This window comes from Rhizobium favelukesii, assembly GCF_000577275.2.
Classification (GTDB): Bacteria; Pseudomonadota; Alphaproteobacteria; order Rhizobiales; family Rhizobiaceae; genus Rhizobium; species Rhizobium favelukesii.
Genome location: NZ_HG916852.1, coordinates 2,139,935 through 2,159,590, shown reverse-complemented (window position 1 = coordinate 2,159,590; position 19,656 = coordinate 2,139,935). Strand labels below are relative to the sequence as shown.

The 19,656-nt window shown below is 60.4% G+C and carries 22 protein-coding genes; 17 read left to right on the top strand and 5 right to left on the bottom strand.

What is annotated here, in order from left to right; all coding sequences use genetic code 11:
• Positions 1–6: 6 nt before the first annotated feature.
• Genes mobA through LPU83_RS49300 form a run of 3 tightly spaced genes read left to right on the top strand, consistent with a single transcriptional unit; the run spans position 7 to position 1,960 of the window.
• Positions 7–639: a molybdenum cofactor guanylyltransferase MobA gene (mobA, locus tag LPU83_RS49310; protein WP_024312817.1), complete on the top strand. Its 633-nt coding sequence runs from the start codon at positions 7–9 to the stop codon at positions 637–639.
• Positions 639–1,154 carry a molybdopterin-guanine dinucleotide biosynthesis protein B gene (mobB, locus tag LPU83_RS49305; RefSeq protein ID WP_024312818.1) on the top strand — a complete coding sequence of 172 codons (516 nt, stop codon included), beginning with the start codon at positions 639–641 and terminating at the stop codon, positions 1,152–1,154. The genes mobA and mobB overlap by 1 nt, the downstream gene beginning before the upstream one ends.
• A 17-nt stretch (positions 1,155–1,171) precedes the next feature.
• Complete coding sequence (locus LPU83_RS49300) at positions 1,172–1,960, top strand: GNAT family N-acetyltransferase (protein ID WP_024312819.1); 789 nt, start codon at positions 1,172–1,174, stop codon at positions 1,958–1,960.
• An 84-nt stretch (positions 1,961–2,044) separates the two neighbouring features.
• Here LPU83_RS49300 and LPU83_RS49295 read toward each other — a convergent pair whose 3' ends face one another.
• The gene (locus LPU83_RS49295) at positions 2,045–4,264 is read right to left on the bottom strand and encodes an OmpA family protein (protein ID WP_024312820.1); all 2,220 of its coding nucleotides are present in this window, start codon (positions 4,262–4,264) and stop codon (positions 2,045–2,047) included.
• A 234-nt stretch (positions 4,265–4,498) separates the two neighbouring features.
• Between LPU83_RS49295 and LPU83_RS49290 the strand changes: the two genes are divergently transcribed.
• The 5 genes from LPU83_RS49290 (at position 4,499) to LPU83_RS49270 (ending at position 9,053) form a co-directional block, all read left to right on the top strand.
• The gene (locus LPU83_RS49290) at positions 4,499–5,881 is read left to right on the top strand and encodes an IS701 family transposase (RefSeq protein WP_037068948.1); all 1,383 of its coding nucleotides are present in this window, start codon (positions 4,499–4,501) and stop codon (positions 5,879–5,881) included.
• A gap of 226 nt (positions 5,882–6,107) precedes the next feature.
• Positions 6,108–6,884 carry an ABC transporter substrate-binding protein gene (locus tag LPU83_RS49285; RefSeq protein ID WP_024312821.1) on the top strand — a complete coding sequence of 259 codons (777 nt, stop codon included), beginning with the start codon at positions 6,108–6,110 and terminating at the stop codon, positions 6,882–6,884.
• A gap of 113 nt (positions 6,885–6,997) precedes the next feature.
• Positions 6,998–7,801: an ABC transporter permease gene (locus LPU83_RS49280; protein ID WP_024312822.1), complete on the top strand. Its 804-nt coding sequence runs from the start codon at positions 6,998–7,000 to the stop codon at positions 7,799–7,801.
• Positions 7,798–8,628, top strand: a complete 831-nt coding sequence (locus tag LPU83_RS49275; RefSeq protein ID WP_024312823.1) for an ABC transporter permease — start codon at positions 7,798–7,800, stop codon at positions 8,626–8,628. The genes LPU83_RS49280 and LPU83_RS49275 overlap by 4 nt, the downstream gene beginning before the upstream one ends.
• Before the next feature lie 158 nt (positions 8,629–8,786).
• Positions 8,787–9,053, top strand: a complete 267-nt coding sequence (locus LPU83_RS49270) for an usg protein (RefSeq protein ID WP_024312824.1) — start codon at positions 8,787–8,789, stop codon at positions 9,051–9,053.
• 15 nt (positions 9,054–9,068) lie between these two features.
• On the opposite strand, the gene LPU83_RS49265 is transcribed toward LPU83_RS49270, so the two are convergent.
• The gene (locus LPU83_RS49265; protein ID WP_024312825.1) at positions 9,069–9,791 is read right to left on the bottom strand and encodes a DUF2270 domain-containing protein; all 723 of its coding nucleotides are present in this window, start codon (positions 9,789–9,791) and stop codon (positions 9,069–9,071) included.
• 125 nt (positions 9,792–9,916) lie between these two features.
• Here LPU83_RS49265 and LPU83_RS49260 point away from each other — a divergent pair, with 125 nt between their 5' ends.
• The 5 genes from LPU83_RS49260 to LPU83_RS73610 all read left to right on the top strand — a co-directional run bounded on the left by LPU83_RS49260 (position 9,917) and on the right by LPU83_RS73610 (position 12,779).
• Entirely contained in the window at positions 9,917–10,732 is an 816-nt protein-coding gene (locus tag LPU83_RS49260) for a class I SAM-dependent methyltransferase (RefSeq protein WP_024312826.1), read from the top strand.
• 303 nt (positions 10,733–11,035) lie between these two features.
• Entirely contained in the window at positions 11,036–11,719 is a 684-nt protein-coding gene (locus LPU83_RS49255; RefSeq protein WP_024312827.1) for a glutathione S-transferase family protein, read from the top strand.
• Positions 11,716–12,060, top strand: coding sequence for an ArsR/SmtB family transcription factor (locus LPU83_RS49250; RefSeq protein WP_037069750.1), 345 nt, complete (start codon positions 11,716–11,718; stop codon positions 12,058–12,060). Before LPU83_RS49255 ends, LPU83_RS49250 begins: the two co-directional genes overlap by 4 nt.
• Positions 12,057–12,533 (top strand): SRPBCC family protein, encoded by a 477-nt coding sequence (locus LPU83_RS49245; RefSeq protein ID WP_024312829.1) that lies wholly within the window; start codon positions 12,057–12,059, stop codon positions 12,531–12,533. Before LPU83_RS49250 ends, LPU83_RS49245 begins: the two co-directional genes overlap by 4 nt.
• A 63-nt stretch (positions 12,534–12,596) precedes the next feature.
• Positions 12,597–12,779 carry a hypothetical protein gene (locus LPU83_RS73610; RefSeq protein WP_024312830.1) on the top strand — a complete coding sequence of 61 codons (183 nt, stop codon included), beginning with the start codon at positions 12,597–12,599 and terminating at the stop codon, positions 12,777–12,779.
• A 46-nt stretch (positions 12,780–12,825) separates the two neighbouring features.
• Here the strand turns inward: LPU83_RS73610 and LPU83_RS49235 are convergent, their stop codons facing one another.
• Complete coding sequence (locus LPU83_RS49235; protein WP_024312831.1) at positions 12,826–13,641, bottom strand: class I SAM-dependent methyltransferase; 816 nt, start codon at positions 13,639–13,641, stop codon at positions 12,826–12,828.
• A gap of 111 nt (positions 13,642–13,752) precedes the next feature.
• On the opposite strand from LPU83_RS49235, the gene LPU83_RS49230 reads away from it, so the two are divergent.
• The 4 genes from LPU83_RS49230 to LPU83_RS49215 all read left to right on the top strand — a co-directional run bounded on the left by LPU83_RS49230 (position 13,753) and on the right by LPU83_RS49215 (position 17,932).
• Positions 13,753–14,886, top strand: a complete 1,134-nt coding sequence (locus LPU83_RS49230) for an ABC transporter substrate-binding protein (RefSeq protein WP_024312832.1) — start codon at positions 13,753–13,755, stop codon at positions 14,884–14,886.
• A gap of 96 nt (positions 14,887–14,982) precedes the next feature.
• Positions 14,983–16,119 (top strand): ABC transporter substrate-binding protein, encoded by a 1,137-nt coding sequence (locus tag LPU83_RS49225; RefSeq protein ID WP_024312833.1) that lies wholly within the window; start codon positions 14,983–14,985, stop codon positions 16,117–16,119.
• Positions 16,119–17,186, top strand: coding sequence for a FecCD family ABC transporter permease (locus LPU83_RS49220; protein WP_024312834.1), 1,068 nt, complete (start codon positions 16,119–16,121; stop codon positions 17,184–17,186). The genes LPU83_RS49225 and LPU83_RS49220 overlap by 1 nt, the downstream gene beginning before the upstream one ends.
• Positions 17,180–17,932: an ABC transporter ATP-binding protein gene (locus LPU83_RS49215; RefSeq protein ID WP_024312835.1), complete on the top strand. Its 753-nt coding sequence runs from the start codon at positions 17,180–17,182 to the stop codon at positions 17,930–17,932. The genes LPU83_RS49220 and LPU83_RS49215 overlap by 7 nt, the downstream gene beginning before the upstream one ends.
• 33 nt (positions 17,933–17,965) lie before the next feature.
• Here LPU83_RS49215 and LPU83_RS49210 read toward each other — a convergent pair whose 3' ends face one another.
• Together LPU83_RS49210 and LPU83_RS49205 are read right to left on the bottom strand one after the other, a co-directional pair.
• Complete coding sequence (locus LPU83_RS49210; protein WP_024312836.1) at positions 17,966–18,790, bottom strand: ABC transporter ATP-binding protein; 825 nt, start codon at positions 18,788–18,790, stop codon at positions 17,966–17,968.
• 10 nt (positions 18,791–18,800) lie between these two features.
• On the bottom strand, positions 18,801–19,637 hold the full coding sequence (locus LPU83_RS49205; RefSeq protein WP_024312837.1) for an ABC transporter permease subunit: 837 nt from the start codon (positions 19,635–19,637) through the stop codon (positions 18,801–18,803).
• Positions 19,638–19,656 lie beyond the last annotated feature (19 nt).

The following is a 19,656-nucleotide window of genomic DNA, read 5'->3' as shown; positions in this document are numbered from 1 at the left end:
GCAATTATGAACGATTTTTCGCTGGATAGATCCAATATACCGGGCGTCGTCCTGGCCGGCGGGCGCTCCTCGCGGATGGGCCGCGACAAAGCCTCCGTGCAGCTCAGCGGCCGCACCTTGCTGGAGCGTGTCGTCGAACAGCTTGAGCCGCAGGTAAGTATCCTTGCCGTCAACGCCGACGCGACGCCGGAAAATTGCCGCCACCTGTTCATTCCTGATATAGTTCCCGGCAAAGCGGGACCGATGGCCGGCATCCATGCCGCGATGGCCTATGGCGCGACGCTCGGAGGTGTTACGCACGTGGTCACGGTATCGGTAGACAGTCCATTCTTTCCCCGCGACCTAGTCGACTGGCTCGCCGCCGCCATCGATGGGCCCGAGAAAATTGCCATCGCGGCCTCGGAAGGCCGCAGTCATCCGGTGTTTGGCTTGTGGCCCCTCAAGCTTGCCGATGATCTGGAAGCCTGGATCGCCACCGACGAAAAACGCCGCGTGCGGGACTTCCTCTTACGGCATGACGTTACGGAAGTTGCCTTTCCGCTGCGCCCGACGCGCGCGAGCCTTCTCGATCCGTTTTTCAACGTCAACACGCCCGACGATCTCGCCGAGGCGGAACGCTGGCTGAGGGTGCTGGTCTGATGGAAAACCCGAAAGTCTTTGGCATCGCAGGCTGGAAGAACTCGGGCAAGACCGGCCTGGCCGTCCGCCTCGTCGAGGAGTTTACCCGCCGCGGCTACAGCGTTTCGACGATCAAGCACGCCCATCATGATTTCGACATCGACAAGGTCGGTGCCGATAGCTACCGCCACCGGCAGGCCGGCGCCCACGAAGTCACTATCGTTTCCGGCACGCGTTTCGCCATCATGCACGAGTTGCGCGGTGCCCCCGAGCCAACATTCGAAGAGATCCTTGGCCGGATTGCGCCCTGCGACCTCGTATTGATCGAGGGCTACAAGCGCGAACCGATCCCAAAGATTGAGGCCCGGCGGCTGGAAGCAGCCCACCAGGAGCCTCTCGCGCCGACAGATCCCTTCATCGCCGCCATTGCGGCCGATCACCCGGTTGCCGAAGCCTTTCTGCCGGTCTTCAATCTCGATGATACGCAGGCGATCGCAGATTTCATTTCGGGAATGGTGGAACTACCTGCAAAGTAGCTTGTTGCGAGGGAGCCATGAACCACTACGGCACCGAAAAACAGCAGCGACTGCAGCGTCAGTCCGACGAGGCACAGGCGAGGATTGCGGCCACACCCGGCCTCGTGCAAGCGGGTCGGTTCTTCTCGTTCGACGATTTCGACCGCATCGACTGGGCCTTTGTCGATGAGCGCCTCGCCAAAGACGGTGTCTTCGGCTTTCGCATGATGCCGACGACGCGCATCGAAGACATCCGTTGGAAGCTCGGATCGTCCTACCGGGTTGACGTGTGGACCGTCTGTAGGGCGGACCGCACGACGGCAGTCGCCGCTTGCACCCCGATCCGGGCGGCCGGCCTACCCGACAGGCTAACCTGCCTCGACGTTTTGGCCCGTCCCGAAGACGAGACGGTTCGGCGCATTCAGCTCTGCATGGCGCACAATGGCATCGCGCCGTTCTCCACCGACATGCTGCTTGGCAAGATCGTGCCGGCTGTGACGGTCGCCGTCGCAGGCGAGGACGGCGATATCGTCGCCACGGCTCACGCGAATCTGCCCTTCAATACCTACAGCAGCTATCGTGGCGTCGCCTGGGTCGGCTTGACAACGGTCACAGCAGATCAGCGTGGAAAAGGGCTCGGCCGGCTTGTCAACGCTCTGGCAATTATGGCCGCATTCGAAAAGCTGGGCGCAGACGAAGTGGTTGAGTTCGTGCACGCCGACAATAGGGCTTCGCGCCGCATGATTGAGGCCTGCGGCCTGCGGCTCGATCCGACAATACTTTGCGGCCTCGCAACACCGATCGTTGACGCCCGCTTTACGACCTAGAGCTTCGCTACCCACGGCAAAGGGTGTGGCGTGCAAAAAAGCCGCCGGTCTCCCGGCGGCTCTCGATCAGTTCTGACTGTCGGCTCAGTTGCGTGAGGCGACCGGACGTACGAGTGCCGTCACGCGACGGATGGTGACGCGGCGGTTTTCCTGGTTCGGCCCCTGCGTGTTGACCTTGAGGTAACGCTCGCCGTAGCCCTGCGTCGCCAGGTTTTCAGGCGGGATGCCGTAAACGTCGGTCATGACGTTCGCCACCGATTCCGCGCGCTGGTCCGACAGGACAAGGTTGCTCTGGTCGGAGCCGACTGAATCCGTGTGACCTTCAATCAGGAACGTTTCCGCCGGATCCTTGCGCAGCACCTCGTTGATCGCATCGGCAACCTTGCGCAGGCTGCGCGCCTGGCTCATCGGGATCTCGGCACTGCCCGTCGCAAACGTGATCGTATCGAGGTCGATACGGCGAACCTTGTCGCGGATACGCGCCGAATACTTCACCTCATCCAGCGAATAGACACGCTCCACAGGCTCCACAGGCGGCTCGCGAAGGAAGTCATAGTAGTTGCGGTCGTCATCGCTGCTCGTGTCCATGATGTAGTCATCAAGCGGAATGCGCAGGCGCATCGGCGGCAGATCGCGACCCGGATCCTCGAAGTAGCCGCGGTCCGGATCTTCGTAGAGATCCGGCGAATAGTAGAGGACCGACTCGCGCCCTCGATTGTCTACGCGCGACCGCTGAATGATGTCGCCATAGCGGTTGCGGATCGTCACGATCTGATAGCCGTCACGGTCGATCGTCTCGCGGTAGCGGTCCCGCGGCAGCTGCTCGTAAATCGGACGCTCGCCGTCACGTAGGAAGCGCCGGTCGTCATCACCGCGAACGATCGTCTGGTTATTGATCTGGATGATCACGCGATTGTCGTCGCCGCGCTCGCCGAAGCGTGCGCCTTCCGGCCGCTCGAACTGCGGACGCCTGTCGAGGCGTCGGCCTTCCTCGCTGGTGACGGCTTCGATCCTGATCGGCGCGGCCTTGGCGCCTTCGGTTACGATCTGGGCGTCAGCATCGGATTTCGGAACGCGGAAATTCTGCTCCTGGCCACGCTGCCTGTCGCGATCGCGACGGGACTGGATGCCACCGGAGCGATCGGCGTCCTTGTCGCTATCGAGAACGGCGGCACCGTTTTCAACAGGCAGAACGACGGTTTCCGTGCTCTTGCTCGGATCCGCGGCAATTGCCTTGCGACGCTCGAGTTCCTTGGGCGTGATCGTCTCTGGAGCCGGAATAACCTGTTCGGCCTGACCCGTTGCCGGCTGATCGGTCGGTGCTCCTTTCGGCTGCGCCGGGATCTGCTCGCCCTGCTGCTGGGCAGGCGCCTGCTCACCCTGCTGAGGTACTGGGACCTGTTCGCCCTGCTGTTGGGCCGGCTGCGCACCGCCAGGCTGGGCCTCTGTCGCCGGTTCCTGTGCCGGAACGGGCGGCTTCTCGGGAGCCGGCGGGTCCTGTGGAACGGGGGTCTGTTCCGCTGCCGGCTTCTGCGTTTGCTGCTGCTGCGCTTCAGCGGCGGCCGGGTTCTTACGTGGCTTTACCGGCTGCTCCGAGCCTTCGGTCGCCTGCTGCTTGCTTCCCCCCTTACCCTTGGGCTGCGACTCTGCACCCTGCGGCTGAGCTTGCTCCTGCTGCGGGGCGGCCTGTTCCGTCTGAGGTTGCGGCGCGGCCTCCTCCAGCGATTGTTGCTTGTCGCGCTTACGACGCGGCTTTTCCTGGTTCTCCGCCGGCTGCTGTTGCTGTGCGGGAGCTACCTGCTCCTGCGGCGCGGCAGGCTCTGCCTGCTCGGCGGCGGGCTGCCGTTTCTTGCGCGGCTTTTCGGCGGGAACTTCTTCTTGTAGCTGCTGAGACTGCTGCTCGGCCGCAGGCTCCTGCTGACGGCGGGGCTTCTCTGCCGGTGCTTCCTGTTGCTCGGGCTGCGCCTCCGCTGCTGGCTGACGCTGCTTGTGGGGCTTTTCGGCGGGCGCTTCCTGCTGTTGCTGCGGTTGCTCGGCAGGCGCCGCCTGCTGTGGGGGCTGCTCCTGGGCCGCCGGCGCCTGTTCCTTGCCGCCGCCGTCGTGCTGCTTATGCCGCTTCTTCAGAAGCTCTTCGTCGGAGGGCGCATCCTGCGCAACCTCGAAGCTGCCCGCGACCGCTTGCGGCGCTGCGCGAACCTGATCAACGCTGGCAACTGCGGCAAAGGAATGCACTGGAGGCATTACGAGCGACAGTGACAACAGCGGAAAGGCGGCACTGGCAAACAATCTCGATTTCATACCCATAGGGGCTCCTCGTTGACTTTTATGCTTTTTGAGACGCGGTCGTGGCCACGTCCGATTTTGGGGCACTCACCCGCGGCGACAACCGCGCGAGGACTGCATTTGTTCCACGAGTCTTAGCTCGACTTTGTACAAAATCGGTGGTGATTTCGGGGGCATCTGAGCAGCCCTGGGTGAATCAATTCGCCGCAGGGTCCCGGCCTTGCGCCATTCGTTTGATCGGATTCGAACGAATGGATGAGCGAACAACATGATTGTAGCCGTGAGCCGGGAGACGCGGTCCCCCACATCCTTCGCAAATGGCTGTCGCCGTTTCGTTTCTGGTTTACCGCGCCAAGCTGGGAGCATCTGCTGGTCCTGGTGATGGGTGCGCTCCTTTCGCCTGGCAAGCGAACGGTGACGGCCTGCCTGCGCATCACCGGACGCGCGGAGGTAAGTAATTTTGCCGCCTATCATCAACTCCTCAACCGAGCCCGCTGGAACCCTCGCACGTTGGCGGCCCGTCTGCTGTCCATCATTGTTGCCCGGCTCGTGCCCGAGGGCCCTGTCGTGATTGGCATGGATGATACAATCGAACGGCGTTGGGGCCAACGCATCGCCGCGCGTGGAATTTATCGTGACCCGGTGCGCTCCAGCCATGGCCACTTTGTCAAGGCCAGCGGCTTGAGATGGTTGAGCTTCATGGTTCTTTCACCTGTCCCATGGGCAAAATGTATTAAAGCCCTGCCGGTGCTGACGATCCTGTGTCCCTCTGAGCGCCATGATCAGAAGAAGGGCCGAAAGCACAAGCTGCTGACTGATTGGGCAAGGCAAGGCGTCTTGCAGCTTTGCCGCTGGCTGCCGGGCCGCGAAATCATCTTTGTCGGCGATAGCAGCTTTGCCGTTCATACACTGGCTGCGGCTCTTCCCGACACGGCCACTCTCATCACGCGGTTGCGTCTGGATGCCAGTCTCTTTGCTCCACCAGATCAACGGCACGAACATACGCTCGGGCGACCGGCGCAAAAAGGCAGGCCATTGCCGAAACTGAAAACGCTCCTCAAAGACGCAAAGACCGAGTGGCAGCGCATCGTCGCATCGTCCTGGTACGGCAAGCAAACCGACAAAACCCTTGATGTCACATCAGGAACCGGCCTCTGGTATCGGCGTGGAACGCCCCCAAGACCAATTCGCTGGGTTCTCGTTCGCGATCCATCAGGCCGTCGTGAACCCCAGGCGTTCATGAGCACCAACGTCAACCTTGAGCCCGCTCAGATCATTGCCTATTTCGTTCGGCGCTGGCAGATCGAGGTCACCTTCGCCGAAACGCGAGCGCATCTTGGCGTGGAAACCCAACGGCAGTGGAACGACAAAGCCATCATGCGCACGACCCCGTCGCTGCTGGCGCTCTACAGCCTCGTCACACTCTGGGCATGCGATCTGCTCGGTCATGGCGTCCTTCCCTATGCCGCCGCCTGGTACAAGAAAACAGAGTTCACCTTCTCCGATGCCATCGGTGCGGTTCGCATGATCCTGTGGGATCAGGATATTTATCGACAGCACCCGCCAGACCCGGACATTCCTGAAACTCAACCAAGCCGCCTCAAGCGGATGACACAAGCACTTTGCTTCGCTGCATAATGTACAAAGTCGAGCTTAGGAACTGGACTATTAACCCGGTATGAATGTGGCAGTGCGGCATTGTTCATCTTCGCCATAGTTGGCTGTCCGCCGCGCCCCTGCGATTCCAGTTGCAATTCCGCTGAAAAAGGTTTGATTATCGCGCCAAGGCAGTGTCCGCACCGCCCCATTCTGCCTCCGTCGCAAAAGAAAAATACGAACGGCGGCACCAACAGAGAGGACTAACATGCGTATCTCCACCCGTATTCTCGCCGCCGCTTCCGTCGCCGCGATGTCTCTTTTCGCAGGCGCCGCGATGGCTGATGGCGAGAAGTATGTCATCGGCACGGACTCGACTTATCCGCCCTTCGAATATGTTGACGCCAGCGGCCAGTTCCTGGGCTTCGACATGGACATTGCCCGCGCGCTCTGCGCCGAGATGAAGGCCGAGTGCACCATCGTCAGCAGCGACTGGGACGGCATCATTCCCGCGCTGCAGGCCAAGAAGTTCGACATGATCATCTCGTCGATGTCGATCACGCCGGAACGCTCGAAGCTCGTCGACTTCACGAACAAGTACTACAACACCCCGCCGGCAATCGCCGTACCGAAGGATTCGACCGTCACCGACGTTGCCGGCCTGAAGGGCAAGACGATCGGTGCACAGACCTCCACCACCCACTCGAACTATGCTGAAAAGCACCTGCCCGATACCGAGCTGAAACTCTATCCGACCGCAGACGAGTACAAGCTCGACATCACGAATGGCCGCGTCGACGCCGTCATCGATGACATCGTCGTTCTGTCGCAGTGGGTCAAGTCGGATGCCGGCGCATGCTGCAAGATCCTGACGCCCCTGCCAGTCGACAAGGAAATCAACGGCGTTGGTGCAGGCATTGCCGTGCGCAAGGGTGACGACGCACTGCGCGAAAAGTTGAACACGGCGATTGCTGCGATCCGCACCAGCGGTGAATACAAGAAGATCCAGGACAAGTACTTCGACTTCGACGTTTACGGCCAATAAGAAAAGCTGTAGGTCGCTCATAAAGCTGATGGCGGAAGGCTTGCTCTTCCGCCATTTTTGTTTGACAAGAATGGAAAGATCAAAGCGGTACAAACCGCGAGGGGAAAACTGGCATGGGCGGATTATTTTCCGCGCTAGGCTCATTCTGGGCCTGGATTGGGTATATCTTCGATCCGCTTTGCGGACCTGCAGGACTCTTCACCTGGTTCGCCTCTTCGACGATCCTGGCCTGTGGCGACACCGGTTGGGGCGATGAGATCGCCGCCGGCCTGAAGGTCACCGTTGCGGTCGCGCTGGTTACCCTGCCAATCGGACTTATCATCGGCTTTCTCGTGGCGCTCGGCCAGCAATCGGAAGAGAAATCGGTTCGTCTGGCCGCCGGCATCTACACCACGATCTTTCGTGGCCTGCCGGAACTGCTGACCCTGTTCATCATCTATTACGGCATGCAGATCCTGATCCAGTCGGTCCTCGCCTCGATAGGCTACGACGGCCGCATCGAAATCAACGCCTTCTTCGCGGGCATGATTGCGCTTTCGGTTGTATTCTCCGCCTATTGCTCGGAAGTGTTGCTGTCGGCTTTCCGGGCCATTCCGAAGGGCCAGTACGAGGCAGGGGACGCTCTGGGCTTTCATCGCGGGCGAACCCTACTCTTGATCGTGCTGCCGCAACTCGTGCGCATCGCCCTTCCCGGCTTGGTGAACCTCTGGATGATCCTTCTCAAGGATACGTCCTACGTCTCGATCATCGGCCTTGCCGATATCCTGCGGCAGACCGGTGTCGCCGTTAAGGTCACCAAGCAGGCGTTCCTGTTTTATACCGTCGCCTGCGCTCTCTATCTCGGCCTTGCCGTCATTTCCTCCTTCGGCCTCAGCTACATCGAGCGGTGGGCCAAGCGGTCGGAGATCAGCCGATGAGCCATGCCCAGACGCTCATTCCGGCGCAGCCGGCGCCGAAGCAAGCGCACAAGCCGATCACCGCCACGCGCATCACCGGCTACGTCGTCGTCGCCATCTGGATCGTCCTTGCCGCCGCCCTTATCGCGATGGTGGTGAGCGGCTGGGATCCCGAGAAGTTCACCCGCTACGGCCCCCGCTATTTGCATGGCCTGTACACGACGATCGCGCTGGTGGCGATCTCGGTGTTCTTCGGAGCGATCCTGTCGTTGCCGCTGGCCTTTGCCCGCATGTCAAAGAACAGGTTCATCAATGGCATCGCCTACTGCTACGTCTATGTGTTCCGTGGCACGCCGCTGCTGGCCCAGCTCTTCCTCATTTACTATGGCCTGGGCAGTTTCCGTCCACAACTGGAAGCTGTCGGCTTATGGTGGTTCTTCCGCGAAGCCTGGTACTGCGGCCTGTTTGCGATGACCATCAATACCGCCGCCTATCAGGCTGAAATCCTGCGTGGCGCCGTCCAGAGCGTTCCGCGCGGCCAGCACGAGGCCGCAGCCTCGCTCGGCATCCACAAGATCATCGCCTTCCGCAAGATCATCCTGCCGCAAGCGCTGATCGTCGCCTTGCGGCCCTACGGCAATGAGATCATCCTGCTGATCAAAGGCTCGGCGGTCGTTGCCATCATCACCGTCCTCGACCTGATGGGTGAAACGCGTTACGCCTTCTCGCGCACCTTCGATTATCAGACCTATCTCTGGGCGGCGATCTTCTATCTCAGCATGGTCGAAGCGCTACGCCATCTCTGGGGCTGGATCGAGCGTCGCCTGACCCGCCACCTGAAACGCTAAGGACTTGGCAGCACTCGCCAAAGAGAGCTGCTAACGAATTGAAATTTCAGAATAAATCCATATTCCTCTAGCAATTCGTCTCGCTTCGGTTAAGCATGTCATGGTTCCATTTCAAGGATCGCTAATGCGCGATCATTGGAACGAGAAGCGAGACGACGATGCACAAGGACATGGAAAGGCAGCTTCGAGGCTACGGCCTCACGACCGCCCAGATCATCTACCGCATGCCGGATCACCAGACGATTCTTCAGACCTACATCTGGCAGGACTACGATCTTGCTCCGGACTTTCCCGAGATGCGCGGCTTCCTCAAATTCTGGCAGGAAAAGCTCGACGGGCCGCTGCATTCGGTACGCTACATACACCGCAAGCTCATCTCGGCGACCGAATGGCGTGCGCTGAAAGGTGAGTTCATCCTCAACTGACCGTGCAGCGGCTGGTCAGACATGAGCCTCCCCTTGGACGAACTCGCCTTCGTCCATCTGGCGACGCAGTGCGCCATATAGAATGCCGAGATAGGCCAGCGCGACGATACAGAGCACGGCCAAACCGGGGATAGGGCCAAGCGCCGCGTTGTCGATGACATAGGTCCAGGAATGCGCCTGCGTTAGCGGATTGCCTTCGGTCTGAAGCTTGGGTGTCGTGATCTTCAGGCACCATGCGAGAAGCAGGATGAGGTACATCCAGCAATAGTTCCGGCGCAGGCGGCGTTGCACCGCCCCGCGATAGCTCAGCAGAAATTGCGGCTTGCGCAAACTTTTGGCGATGGCGCCGGCCCAATCGGCTTTGGGCTCGCCGTCTGGCGCAAGAATTTGAGCAAAATATCCCCGCTCGAGCTTTCGCACGCGGGCACGGTAAATATCGAAGAAACGGTAGCGGCGCGCCTCGATGAGCAGCAGCAGCGTGATCAGCATCATACCGAAAAGCAGCACGCCATGGTGAGAGGTCGGTGTCGAGAGAGATACCGAAAGCAGCGCTGCCGCAACCGTGATGGCCCAGTTGGATGTTCGGTCGATGCGATCGCGCCAGCTTATCATCCGGCCGAGCTCGCCACGATAGTAGTGGCTGAGCGTATTCGTGATCTCCCCGGGGCTCGCCGGAAGCCCCGGGCGCGGACTGTCCAACTCCTTCTCGAAATTTGCCTTGCTGATTTCGGCAACCATGGCATTTCCTCCATTTTGTTTTTATCCATTAGAGGGAGCTTATTCTGCTCCCCGAACGTTGCCAATGCAAAAGGCATTCAGTCGCCGTAGACGCAGCTCTGGAATAAAAACGGTGGTGGATTGCTATGGCCAAGAAGATCGACGAAGACGCACTTGCGGAAGCCTACGACCGGGCGCTTGCTCTCGAGAAGGCAGGTGATGTCGATGCGGCTGTGAAAGCCTATGAGGAAGTGCTCGCCATCGATCCCGAAGACCGTGGGGGCGCAGCCGTCAGGATCGCCTCCATGGGACGCGGCGAAACGCCGACCAAGGCGCCGGATGCCTATGTCGAGACCTTGTTCGACCAGCACGCCGAGGTCTTCGAGGATGTTTTGGTGGAACAGCTCGGCTACCACGTACCGATGATGGTCCGCCAGCGCCTGCAGGAGCTCAACCTCGGCCCCTTCAAGCGCATGCTCGATCTCGGCTGCGGCACCGGCCTCACCGCCGGCGCGCTCGGCGATCTCTGTGAGGACATGACGGGCCTCGATATCTCCGAGAAGATGGTCGAGATCGCCCACGAAAAAGAGCTCTACGAAACGCTCTTCGTCGCAGAAGTCGAGGAGTTCCTGGATGACAATGACGAGGATCCATTCGACCTCATCACCGCAACAGACGTCCTGCCTTATTTAGGCGCGCTCGAACCGCTGTTCTTCGGTGCCGCCGAAAACCTCAACCCAGGTGGCCTTTTCATCTTCTCGTCGGAAGAGCTCCCCGAAGCCGAGGCCAAGGGCCAACCCTACATGGTCGGACCCCATCAGCGTTTCCTTCATTCCGCCGCCTATATCAGCGATCGGCTCGCAGCGACCGGGTTCGAACTCGTCGAGATGAGAGGGATCAACGTGCGCATGCAGGAAGGTCATCCAAGCCCGGGCCATCTGGTCATCGCGCGCCTTGGCTGATACCAGCAGCGACGGAATATCGCGATACATCGCCGGGGCCACTGAATGCAATCGTTGATTGCGACCCATTGGTAGACGAATGATGATTTAAAGCTAAACTTCTCATCAGCAACCCTGAGGAGAGGTCGCATGGAATCGTCGCACCCGCCCAGCGTTCGAAGCGGCTGGACAACGGGCCAACAATCGCGGCTCCTCCGTCCGCTGATAGTTAGCCATTCGCGCAACTTTTTTATTGAAGATACATCGATGGCCTGATACTTAGCCATTCACGCAAGTTTTCAAACAACGTGAAAGGCTGGCCGTATGTCGCTCTTCCTCCACAGTCATCCGCTTGCATCGTTCTGCCACAAGGTCCTTGTCGCGCTTTACGAGAACGCCACACCCTTTGAGCCGGTACATGTCGACCTCGGAAACGAGGCGTCGAGAGCCGCGTTCCTGAGCGTCTCGCCGCTCGGCAAGATGCCGGTGCTGCGCGATGAAGCGCGCGATCGCACGATCCCCGAGACGACAATCATCATCGAGTATCTCGATCGGTATTATCCGGGTGCGGATGCCCTTATCCCGAACGATTTCGATAAAGCGCTCGAAGTTAGACTGTGGGATCGTTGCTTCGACCTGCACGTGCAGGAGCCGATGCAGCAGATCGTCGCCGAACGACTGCGCGCCGGCGGCGATCCAGCCCGCGTGGTCCAGGCCGAGGCGGCCCTTCGGAAAGCCTACGACCTGATCGAGCAGCAACTTGGCGATCACCCATGGATCGCCGGGGACAGCTTCACCATGGCCGATTGTGCCGCCGCCCCCGCCCTCTTCTACTCAGAGACCCTTGTGCCTTTCGTGAACCAGCCAAGATTGCACGGCTACTATAGCAGGCTTCTGGCGCGCCCGTCGTTTGCGCGCGTTCTGGAAGAGGCGCGACCATACTTCAAGTTCTATCCCTATCGCGAGCGGCTGCCTGCTCGCTTCCGACCGGATGAAGCTGCGGAATGATCCACGAACCTGCCGCGCTCGATCAGATGTTCCAGGCGCTGTCGGACCGCAGCCGGCGCGGGATGATCGATCGTCTCGGTCGTGGGCCTGCCTCCGTGTCGGATCTCGCAGGGCCTCTGTCGATGGCACTTCCGACTGTTATGAAGCACCTTGCGGTTCTGGAAAAGAGCGGACTCGTCCGCTCGGAAAAGAGCGGCCGTGTGCGGACCTATCGCCTGCAGACGGAGGCGCTAGCGCAGATGGAGCGCTGGCTTGCCGAGCGCAAAGCAAGCTGGAACAGAACCTTCGACCGCCTGGAGCAGTTCCTCGCAGACGACCAACCGGAGCGAAGAACGACATGACGAAGCATTCCGCCATGCACGAGACATTCGCGATCGGGCGAAAGATGCGGGCGCCCGTCTCACGCGTCTTTGCTGCCTGGGCCGATCCGGAGGCCAAGCGCCAGTGGTTTGCTTGCCACGACGAATGGGTATCCCTCGAATATAGCCTAGACTTCCGCGTCGGCGGCCAGGAACGGAACCGCGTTGCCGACAGCAACGGCGTTCCGCACGCGTACGAGGCGCGCTACCTCGACATCGTGTCGCAAGCCCGCATCATCTATGCTTACGACATGAAGCTTGGCGAAACACGCATTTCGGCCTCGCTCGCGACAATCACCTTCGAGGCGACACCATCAGGAACAACCATGCTCTTCACGGAGCAAGTCGTCTTCCTCGATGGTTACGGCGACGGTGGCTCGCGTCGGCAGGGAACCGAGATTTTGGTCGATCGCATCCAAGCGTACGTCGAGCGCGACGTCAGCACCGCACACTAAATATTGGACCGCTTTCATGCTAGATTTGCGTCTTAACAATCCCACGGCTGCAAGTGAGGCGGTATGGCTGCAGAGAAGCGATCTTCACACAGTGGAACCGCACTAAAGCGGCGGCACAAATTCAATCCCAAGCGCGGCCCCAGACCACAAGTCCTGGCCAATGCCAACCGCACGGTTGTGTGGGCAGCTTCCTTGGTCGTCGTTGCTTTTTTCGTGATCGTCACGGTCAATGCATTGCTGTTCTAGCCGCCTCGAGGATCGCCGCTCGTTGTTGCAGTTCCTGGTGGCCGCCTCAGCCGCCCGGTTTACGTGCACTGATGGCAAAACGATGCTGGATGCCACGTGACAGCGCCTTCAGATAATTCCAGTGCTTCGCCTGGCTCTTATGGATTTCGCGCAGGTTCGTGTCGATCGTCATGCCTTCGAAGCCCGCGCCGCCGAGCATTCCCGCGACCAGCTCGGCCCGCGCCCCGTTCGAGAAATGAACGCGCGAAACGATGTCGTTGTGATTTTTCATCAGTTCCAGCGGTGCATGCTGCGGATCAGCCTTGAGCAAACCGACCCTCTCCATGGTCTTCGCAAGTGCTTTCAGCATCCGTTCCACACGGCCCGCCTTCACGAAGTCACCATCGACGATCAGAATCGTTCCGCCGGGCTTCAGGACGCGCATCCATTCGGAAAAAGCCGCCTCGGGATCCACGAGTGTCCAGACGAGGTGGCGGGTTATGATGACGTCGTACGTCGCATCGGGTTCCATCGTCGCCTCGACGTCCGCCATCCGAAATGAAATAGACCGTCCCCTCGCCTTTGCCTTGGCGCGCGCCCGCTCGAGCATCGGCTCAGCCCAATCCAACCCCGTGACCCTGAACCCAAGATCGTCCATCAAGTGGGAAACAACGCCGGTGCCGCTTGCGAGGTCGAGGGCCAGCCTGCCGTCGCCGGGCCCCAGATGCTTTAGAATCAGGCGATGCCAGGCAACACGCTCGGGCTCGGAAAAAATCTCGTGCCCGGGAGACAGATCGAAGGTCGCCGCGCGGGCCGACCAGTAAGCCTTGATCTCCTCGCGAAGCCCGTAGTTGTGCCCGCCTGCAATTCCCATTTCACTCATGCTCATGCCAATCGCTATTTCAGTTTGAAATCGTTCTAATAGATATAACTTGACTGTTTAAGTCAGAAAATAATAGACGACGAAAAGTTTTCCACGGGGGTATACTTTTCGATGCGACTTACAGGCAAAACAGCAGCGCTTGCAATGGGTCTTCTCGTCTCCATGGTCCTGCCGGCCCTGGCCGACAAGGTCACGGTCAAGGATGTCACCGGCCGTAGCGTCGAAGTGAACGCTCCCGTCAATCACATGATTCTCGGCGAAGGACGGCAGATCTACTTCCTGGCCGCCCTCGACAAGGAAGCACCTTTTGAGCACGTCGTCGGCTGGCGCGACGACCTGCCCAAGGCCGATCCTGAATCCTACCAGGCCTATCTTACGAAGTATCCCGACATCACCAAGCTTCCGACCTTCGGCGGCATGAAGGACGGTACCTTCGATATCGAGCAGGCCGTGGCCCTCAAGCCCGATGTCATCCTGATGAACGTCGACGCCAAGACAGCAACCGAAGAAGCCGGCTATATCGAGAAGCTCGCCAAGGTCGGCATCCCGCTGGTCTATGTGGATTTCCGCGAAAAGCCGATGGAAAACACCGAGCCCAGCATGCGCATCATGGGTCAATTGATGGGCAGGGAGGCTGTCGCCGAGGACTTCATCAAGTTCCGCGCCGACCGCATCGAGCGGGTGACCGACGTTCTCGAAAAGAACAACCCGGCCAAGCCGGTCGTCTTCGTGGAGCGCGCCGGCGGCTATTCCGACGATTGCTGCATGTCCTTCGGCGACGAGAACTTCGGCAAGATGGTCGAGATTTCAGGCGGCAAGAACATGGCCAAGGACATCATTCCGGGCACCTTCGGCACCGTCAATCCGGAGCAGATCATCGCCTCCAATCCAGACCAGATCATCATCACCGGCGGCAACTGGGATAAGTATGTGCCAGGCGGCGCCTGGGTCGGCGTCGGCTATGGCTCGGACCTCAAGGAAGCGCACCGCAAGCTCGAGGCCTTGACCAAGCGCCCTGCCTTTACCGGCGTGAAGGCCGTCGAAGACAAGAACGTTCACGCCATCTGGCACCAGTTCTACAACAACCCCTACCAGTTCGTGGCAATCCAGGAGATTGCAAAGTGGCTGCATCCGGATCTCTTCGCGGATCTTGACCCTGAGGCAACCTTCAAGGAGTTGCACGCCCGCTTCCTGCCACTGGAGTACAAGCCGGGTTACTTCGTTTCGTTGAAGGACGACCGGTAAGACGCAGCCGGCATGACCCGAGAGGTCAGCCGGCGCACCGCAGGGCGAGCCGCAAACGTGCGGCTCGGTTCGTTTTTGCTTCAAATAGAGGTCTCCATGCGGTTCACGACACTCCGGCACGTTGCCGCCCTTTCGCTGGCGCTCCTGACCACCCCCGTCCTGTCAGCGGAAATCACCGATGTCGCCGGCCGCACGGTCGAGGCCGACCTGCCCGCCAAGCGCGTCATCGTTGGCGAGGCGCGCCAGATCCATGTGATCGCGGCGCTCAAGGGTGAGCAGGCCTTCGACACCATCGTCGGTTGGCGCGACGACCTCATCAAGAAGGACCCCGACAGTTACAAGGCCTACGCCGAACGTTTCCCACAGATCGAGAAACTACCGCGTTTCGGCTATGTGCCCCAGGGCGATTTCAGCCTCGAAACAGCGATCTCGTTGTCGCCGGATGTCATCACGCTCAATCTCGAATCGGAAAAGTCCGCAAAGGAAAGCGGTTTCGAGGAGAAGGCGGCCGCCGCGGGCATCAAGGTCGTCTATCTCGATTTCCGAATTGATCCGGACAAAAACAGCGAGGTTTCGATCGAGCTTGTCGGCAAGCTCTTCGGCGCGGAAGAGCGGGCCAAGGAGTTTATCGCCTATCGCCGCGCCGAGATTGCGCGCGTGACCGACAGACTTGCGACCGTCGAGGATCTCAAGCGGCCAAGCGTCTTTATCGAACGCGCGCCCGGCATTTCCGGCGAAAACACGTGCTGCCGCACCTTCGGCCCGGTCAATTTCGGCGCCATGGTCGAACAGGCTGGCGGCCACAATGTTGCTGCCGACGGCATCAAGACAACGTTCGGCGATCTCAATCCCGAACAACTCGTCATCTCGGATCCGGAGCATGTCATCGTTACCGGATCAAACTGGGCAGCCGAATCCGACATCAACCAGTTCGTGCCCGTTGGGCGCGGCGCGGATATGACGCTGGCGCGCGAGAAGCTGGCAAATCTCATGACACGCACACCATTTCCTGAGTTGAAGGCCGTGAAGAGCGGCAACGTGCATGCCGTCTGGCATCAGTTCTATGGCGCGCCCTACGAGTTCTTCCCGATTCAGCAATTCGCCAAGTGGTTTCACCCGGAACTCTTCGCCGATCTCGATCCCGAAGCCGACTTCGCGGAATTCCACAGGAAGTTCCTGCCGGTGACGTACAAGCCGGGCTATTTCGTTTCTCTTGAAAAAGGCTCCAACTGATGGCCTCATTCGGTCAGGTTCAGGTTGAAACGACGGGGCGCGAGCAATATCGCGCCCTTGCGTTTCGCCGTATCCTCATCCTTGTCGCGCTCACCGCGGCGCTCTGTTTCAGCATCTCGGCCGATATGGCGCTCGGGCCTGCCAACTATGCGCTTTCGGACGTGTTGTCGGCGCTCTTTGACCCCGCCGCGGCTGCCAACCAGCTTCGGGTCATCATCTGGGATATCCGCATGCCGATTGCCTTGATGGCGGTCACCGTCGGTGCCTCGCTTTCCGTGGCGGGTGCGCAGATGCAGACGATCCTTTCAAACCCGCTGGCGAGCCCCTTCACGCTGGGCATTTCCGCCGCCGCGAGCTTCGGCGCCGCTCTGGCACTTGTCGGCGGCGTTGCGATCTTTCCGGGCGCGATCGAATACATGGTGCCGCTGAATGCATTCCTGATGGCGATGGCGGCTGCGCTCTTCATCCACTTTGCCTCGACCATGCGCGGCGTGAGCGTCGAAACGATCGTGCTCCTCGGCATTGCCCTCGTCTTCACCTTCAATGCCGCACTGTCGCTGCTGGAATACCTCGCCTCCGAACAGGCGCTGGCCGCCGTCGTTTTCTGGACGATGGGCAGCCTGACCAAGGCCACTTGGGCGAAGGTCTATTTCACTGCCGCGGTGCTTGCTGTCACTGTGCCGCTCTTCATGCGACAGGCCTGGGCGCTGACCGCCCTGCGGCTCGGGGACGACAAGGCCGCCAGTCTCGGTATCAACGTCCGCCGGCTGCGTCTGCAAACGATGATGATCGTCAGCCTTCTGGCCGCCATCCCGGTGTCGTTCGTCGGCACGATCGGCTTCGTTGGGCTCGTCGGCCCGCATATCGCCCGCATGGTTGTCGGCGAAGATCAGCGCTTCTTCCTGCCGGGTTCGGTCATCTGTGGCGCACTTCTCCTGTCGGTGACATCGGTCGTCAGCAAGATCCTGATCCCAGGGGCGATCCTGCCGATTGGCGTCATCACGGCGCTCGTTGGCGTACCCTTTTTCTTCATTCTCATCTTCAGCAACAGGAGGCGCGCATGGTAGCGCTGGCCCTCGCAGACGTCGGCGCCGCCTACGGGCGCATGACCGTTCTATCAAACGTGAGCATCGACGATCTGAAAGGCGGCAGCGTCACCGCCATCATCGGCCCCAACGCGGCCGGCAAGTCGACGCTGTTCAAGCGGATTGCTTGCTTGGTGAAGGGTCCCGGACTGGTCGAGCTTTCCGACACCGATCGCGGATCGCGAACGATCTGCTACATGCCGCAGGATACGGGCGCCAATGCCGTACTGACCGTGTTTGAATCGATCCTTCTGTCGGCCAAGCAAGGCAGCGGCTGGCGGGTCGCCGACGACGAGCTTGATGGCATCGATGAGATCCTGAAGGCCCTCCGTATCGAAAACCTCGCCTTCCGCGGCCTTGGCGAACTGTCCGGAGGTCAGCGTCAGCTCGTGTCCCTCGCGCAGGCATTGGTCCGCAAGCCTGAAGTGCTGCTGATGGATGAGCCGACCTCTGCACTCGACCTCCACAGACAGGTCGAAGTGCTAAGCTTTATCGCCGACCTTGCCCGCCGCAACGGAATGATCGTGCTGATCGCGCTCCACGACCTCAATCACGCGCTGCGCTATTGTGAGAACACGATCGTCATTGCCAGTGGCATGATGGCGGCGAGCGGGCCGACGTCGCACGTCATCACAGACGCCATGCTTCGCGACATCTATAAGATCAACGCCCGCATCGAGCGCTGCTCGCAGGGCACACCGATGGTGATCGTCGACGGCGCGATCTGAGATTCGCCTGTCGGACATCACGAACGGTTCAGTTCAGTGAGCGGTGTCCGTCCCCAGGATCACCGCGAGCAGTCGCCCTTCGAGTTCGGCAAGCTCCGGGTTGCCGTGGCGGCGCGGGTGCGGATAGGGGATCGCCAGGTCAAGCGCAACGCGCCCCTCGTCCAGGACGATGACACGATCGGCAAGATGCACCGCCTCGCTGACATCATGCGTGACCAGCACCGCGGTAAAGCCCAGCTCTCGCCATACGCGATTGAGCAGTTCCTGCATGGTGATCCGCGTCAGTGCGTCGAGTGCGCCGAGCGGTTCGTCGAGCGCCAGGACGCCGGGCTTGCTCACAAGTGCCCGCGCCAGCGCGATACGCTGCCGTTGGCCGCCTGAAAGACGAGCCGGCCATTCCTTCACCTTCTCGGCAAGCTGTACCTCACCGAGTACCGCCTCGACCTCAGCGGCGGCGACCCGCTTGTCGATCCCGTCACCGAGCCCGACCGCCACATTTTCGGCGACGCTCAGCCAGGGGAGCAGACGAGGCTCCTGAAACACGATCCGGGCGTTCGCCTCGGAATCCGCGCCATCGGGGTTTTCGAAATGCAGTTCGCCGCTCGTCGGCTCGTCGAGCCCCATCAGGATCCGCAGCAGCGTACTCTTGCCGCAACCGCTCTTGCCGATGACAGCGACGAACTGGCCGGCCGGAATGTGGAGGTTGATACCGCGCAGCACGCGGTTGCTGCCGAAGCTTTTCTCAAGTCCCTTCAGCGTGATTGCCGCAGCACCGGTGCCGGCCGGTGTCGCACGATCTGTCTCGTATTCAATTTCATCCGCAGCCCCTTGAAAACGCTCATGCGCGATGATGGTCATGGCGCCACTCCTACTTTTCGTAAACCGGGTTCCATTTGAGCGCCCGGCGCTCCAGGGCACGGGCAACGACATCGGCAAGCTTGCCGAGAACGGCGTAGATCACCAGGGCCAGCACGACCACGTCGGTCATCATGAATTCGCGGGCGTTATTCGCCATGTGACCGATGCCTGATGAAGCCGCGATCGATTCAGACACGATCAAGGTCAGCCACATGATGCCGAGCGCATAGCGCAGGCCGACGAAGATCGACGGCAGCGCGCCGGGGAAGATCACTTTCCGGAACAAGGTCCAGCTTCCCATCCCATAGACCCCGCCCATCTCGATCAGATCGCGGTCAACGTTGCGAACGCCGTGATAGGTGTTGAGATAGACCGGAAAAAGCACGCCGAGAGAGGTCAGGAATAACTTCGATTCTTCGCCGATCCCAAACCAGAGGATGACCAGCGGGATCATGGCGAGATGCGGGATCGTGCGCAGCATCTGCAGTGTCGTATCCGTCAGCTGCTCCGAGACTTTCGAGACGCCGTTGGCGATGCCGAGGAGGAAACCGATCGAGCCGCCGACCAGCAATCCCGCAAAGGCGCGGGCGGCGCTGACCAGAATATCATGGGGAAGCTGCCCGGTGACGGTCGTCGACCAGAAGGCCGCGGCGACGTCAACAGGTGATGGCATGATGCGGGAGGAGATCCAGCCGACTGACGAGGCCAGCTGCCAGGCGGCAATGATTGCCACGGGCACGAGGAAGGGAAACACCTTATCGCGCCCCGGAAGCGAGACTCGGAGGCTTCTCTTGCGTTCAGCGCGCTCGGTCAGCGCCCGCCCGATCGGCGTATCGAAAGTCGACATGAAGAATTTCCTCGCTTCT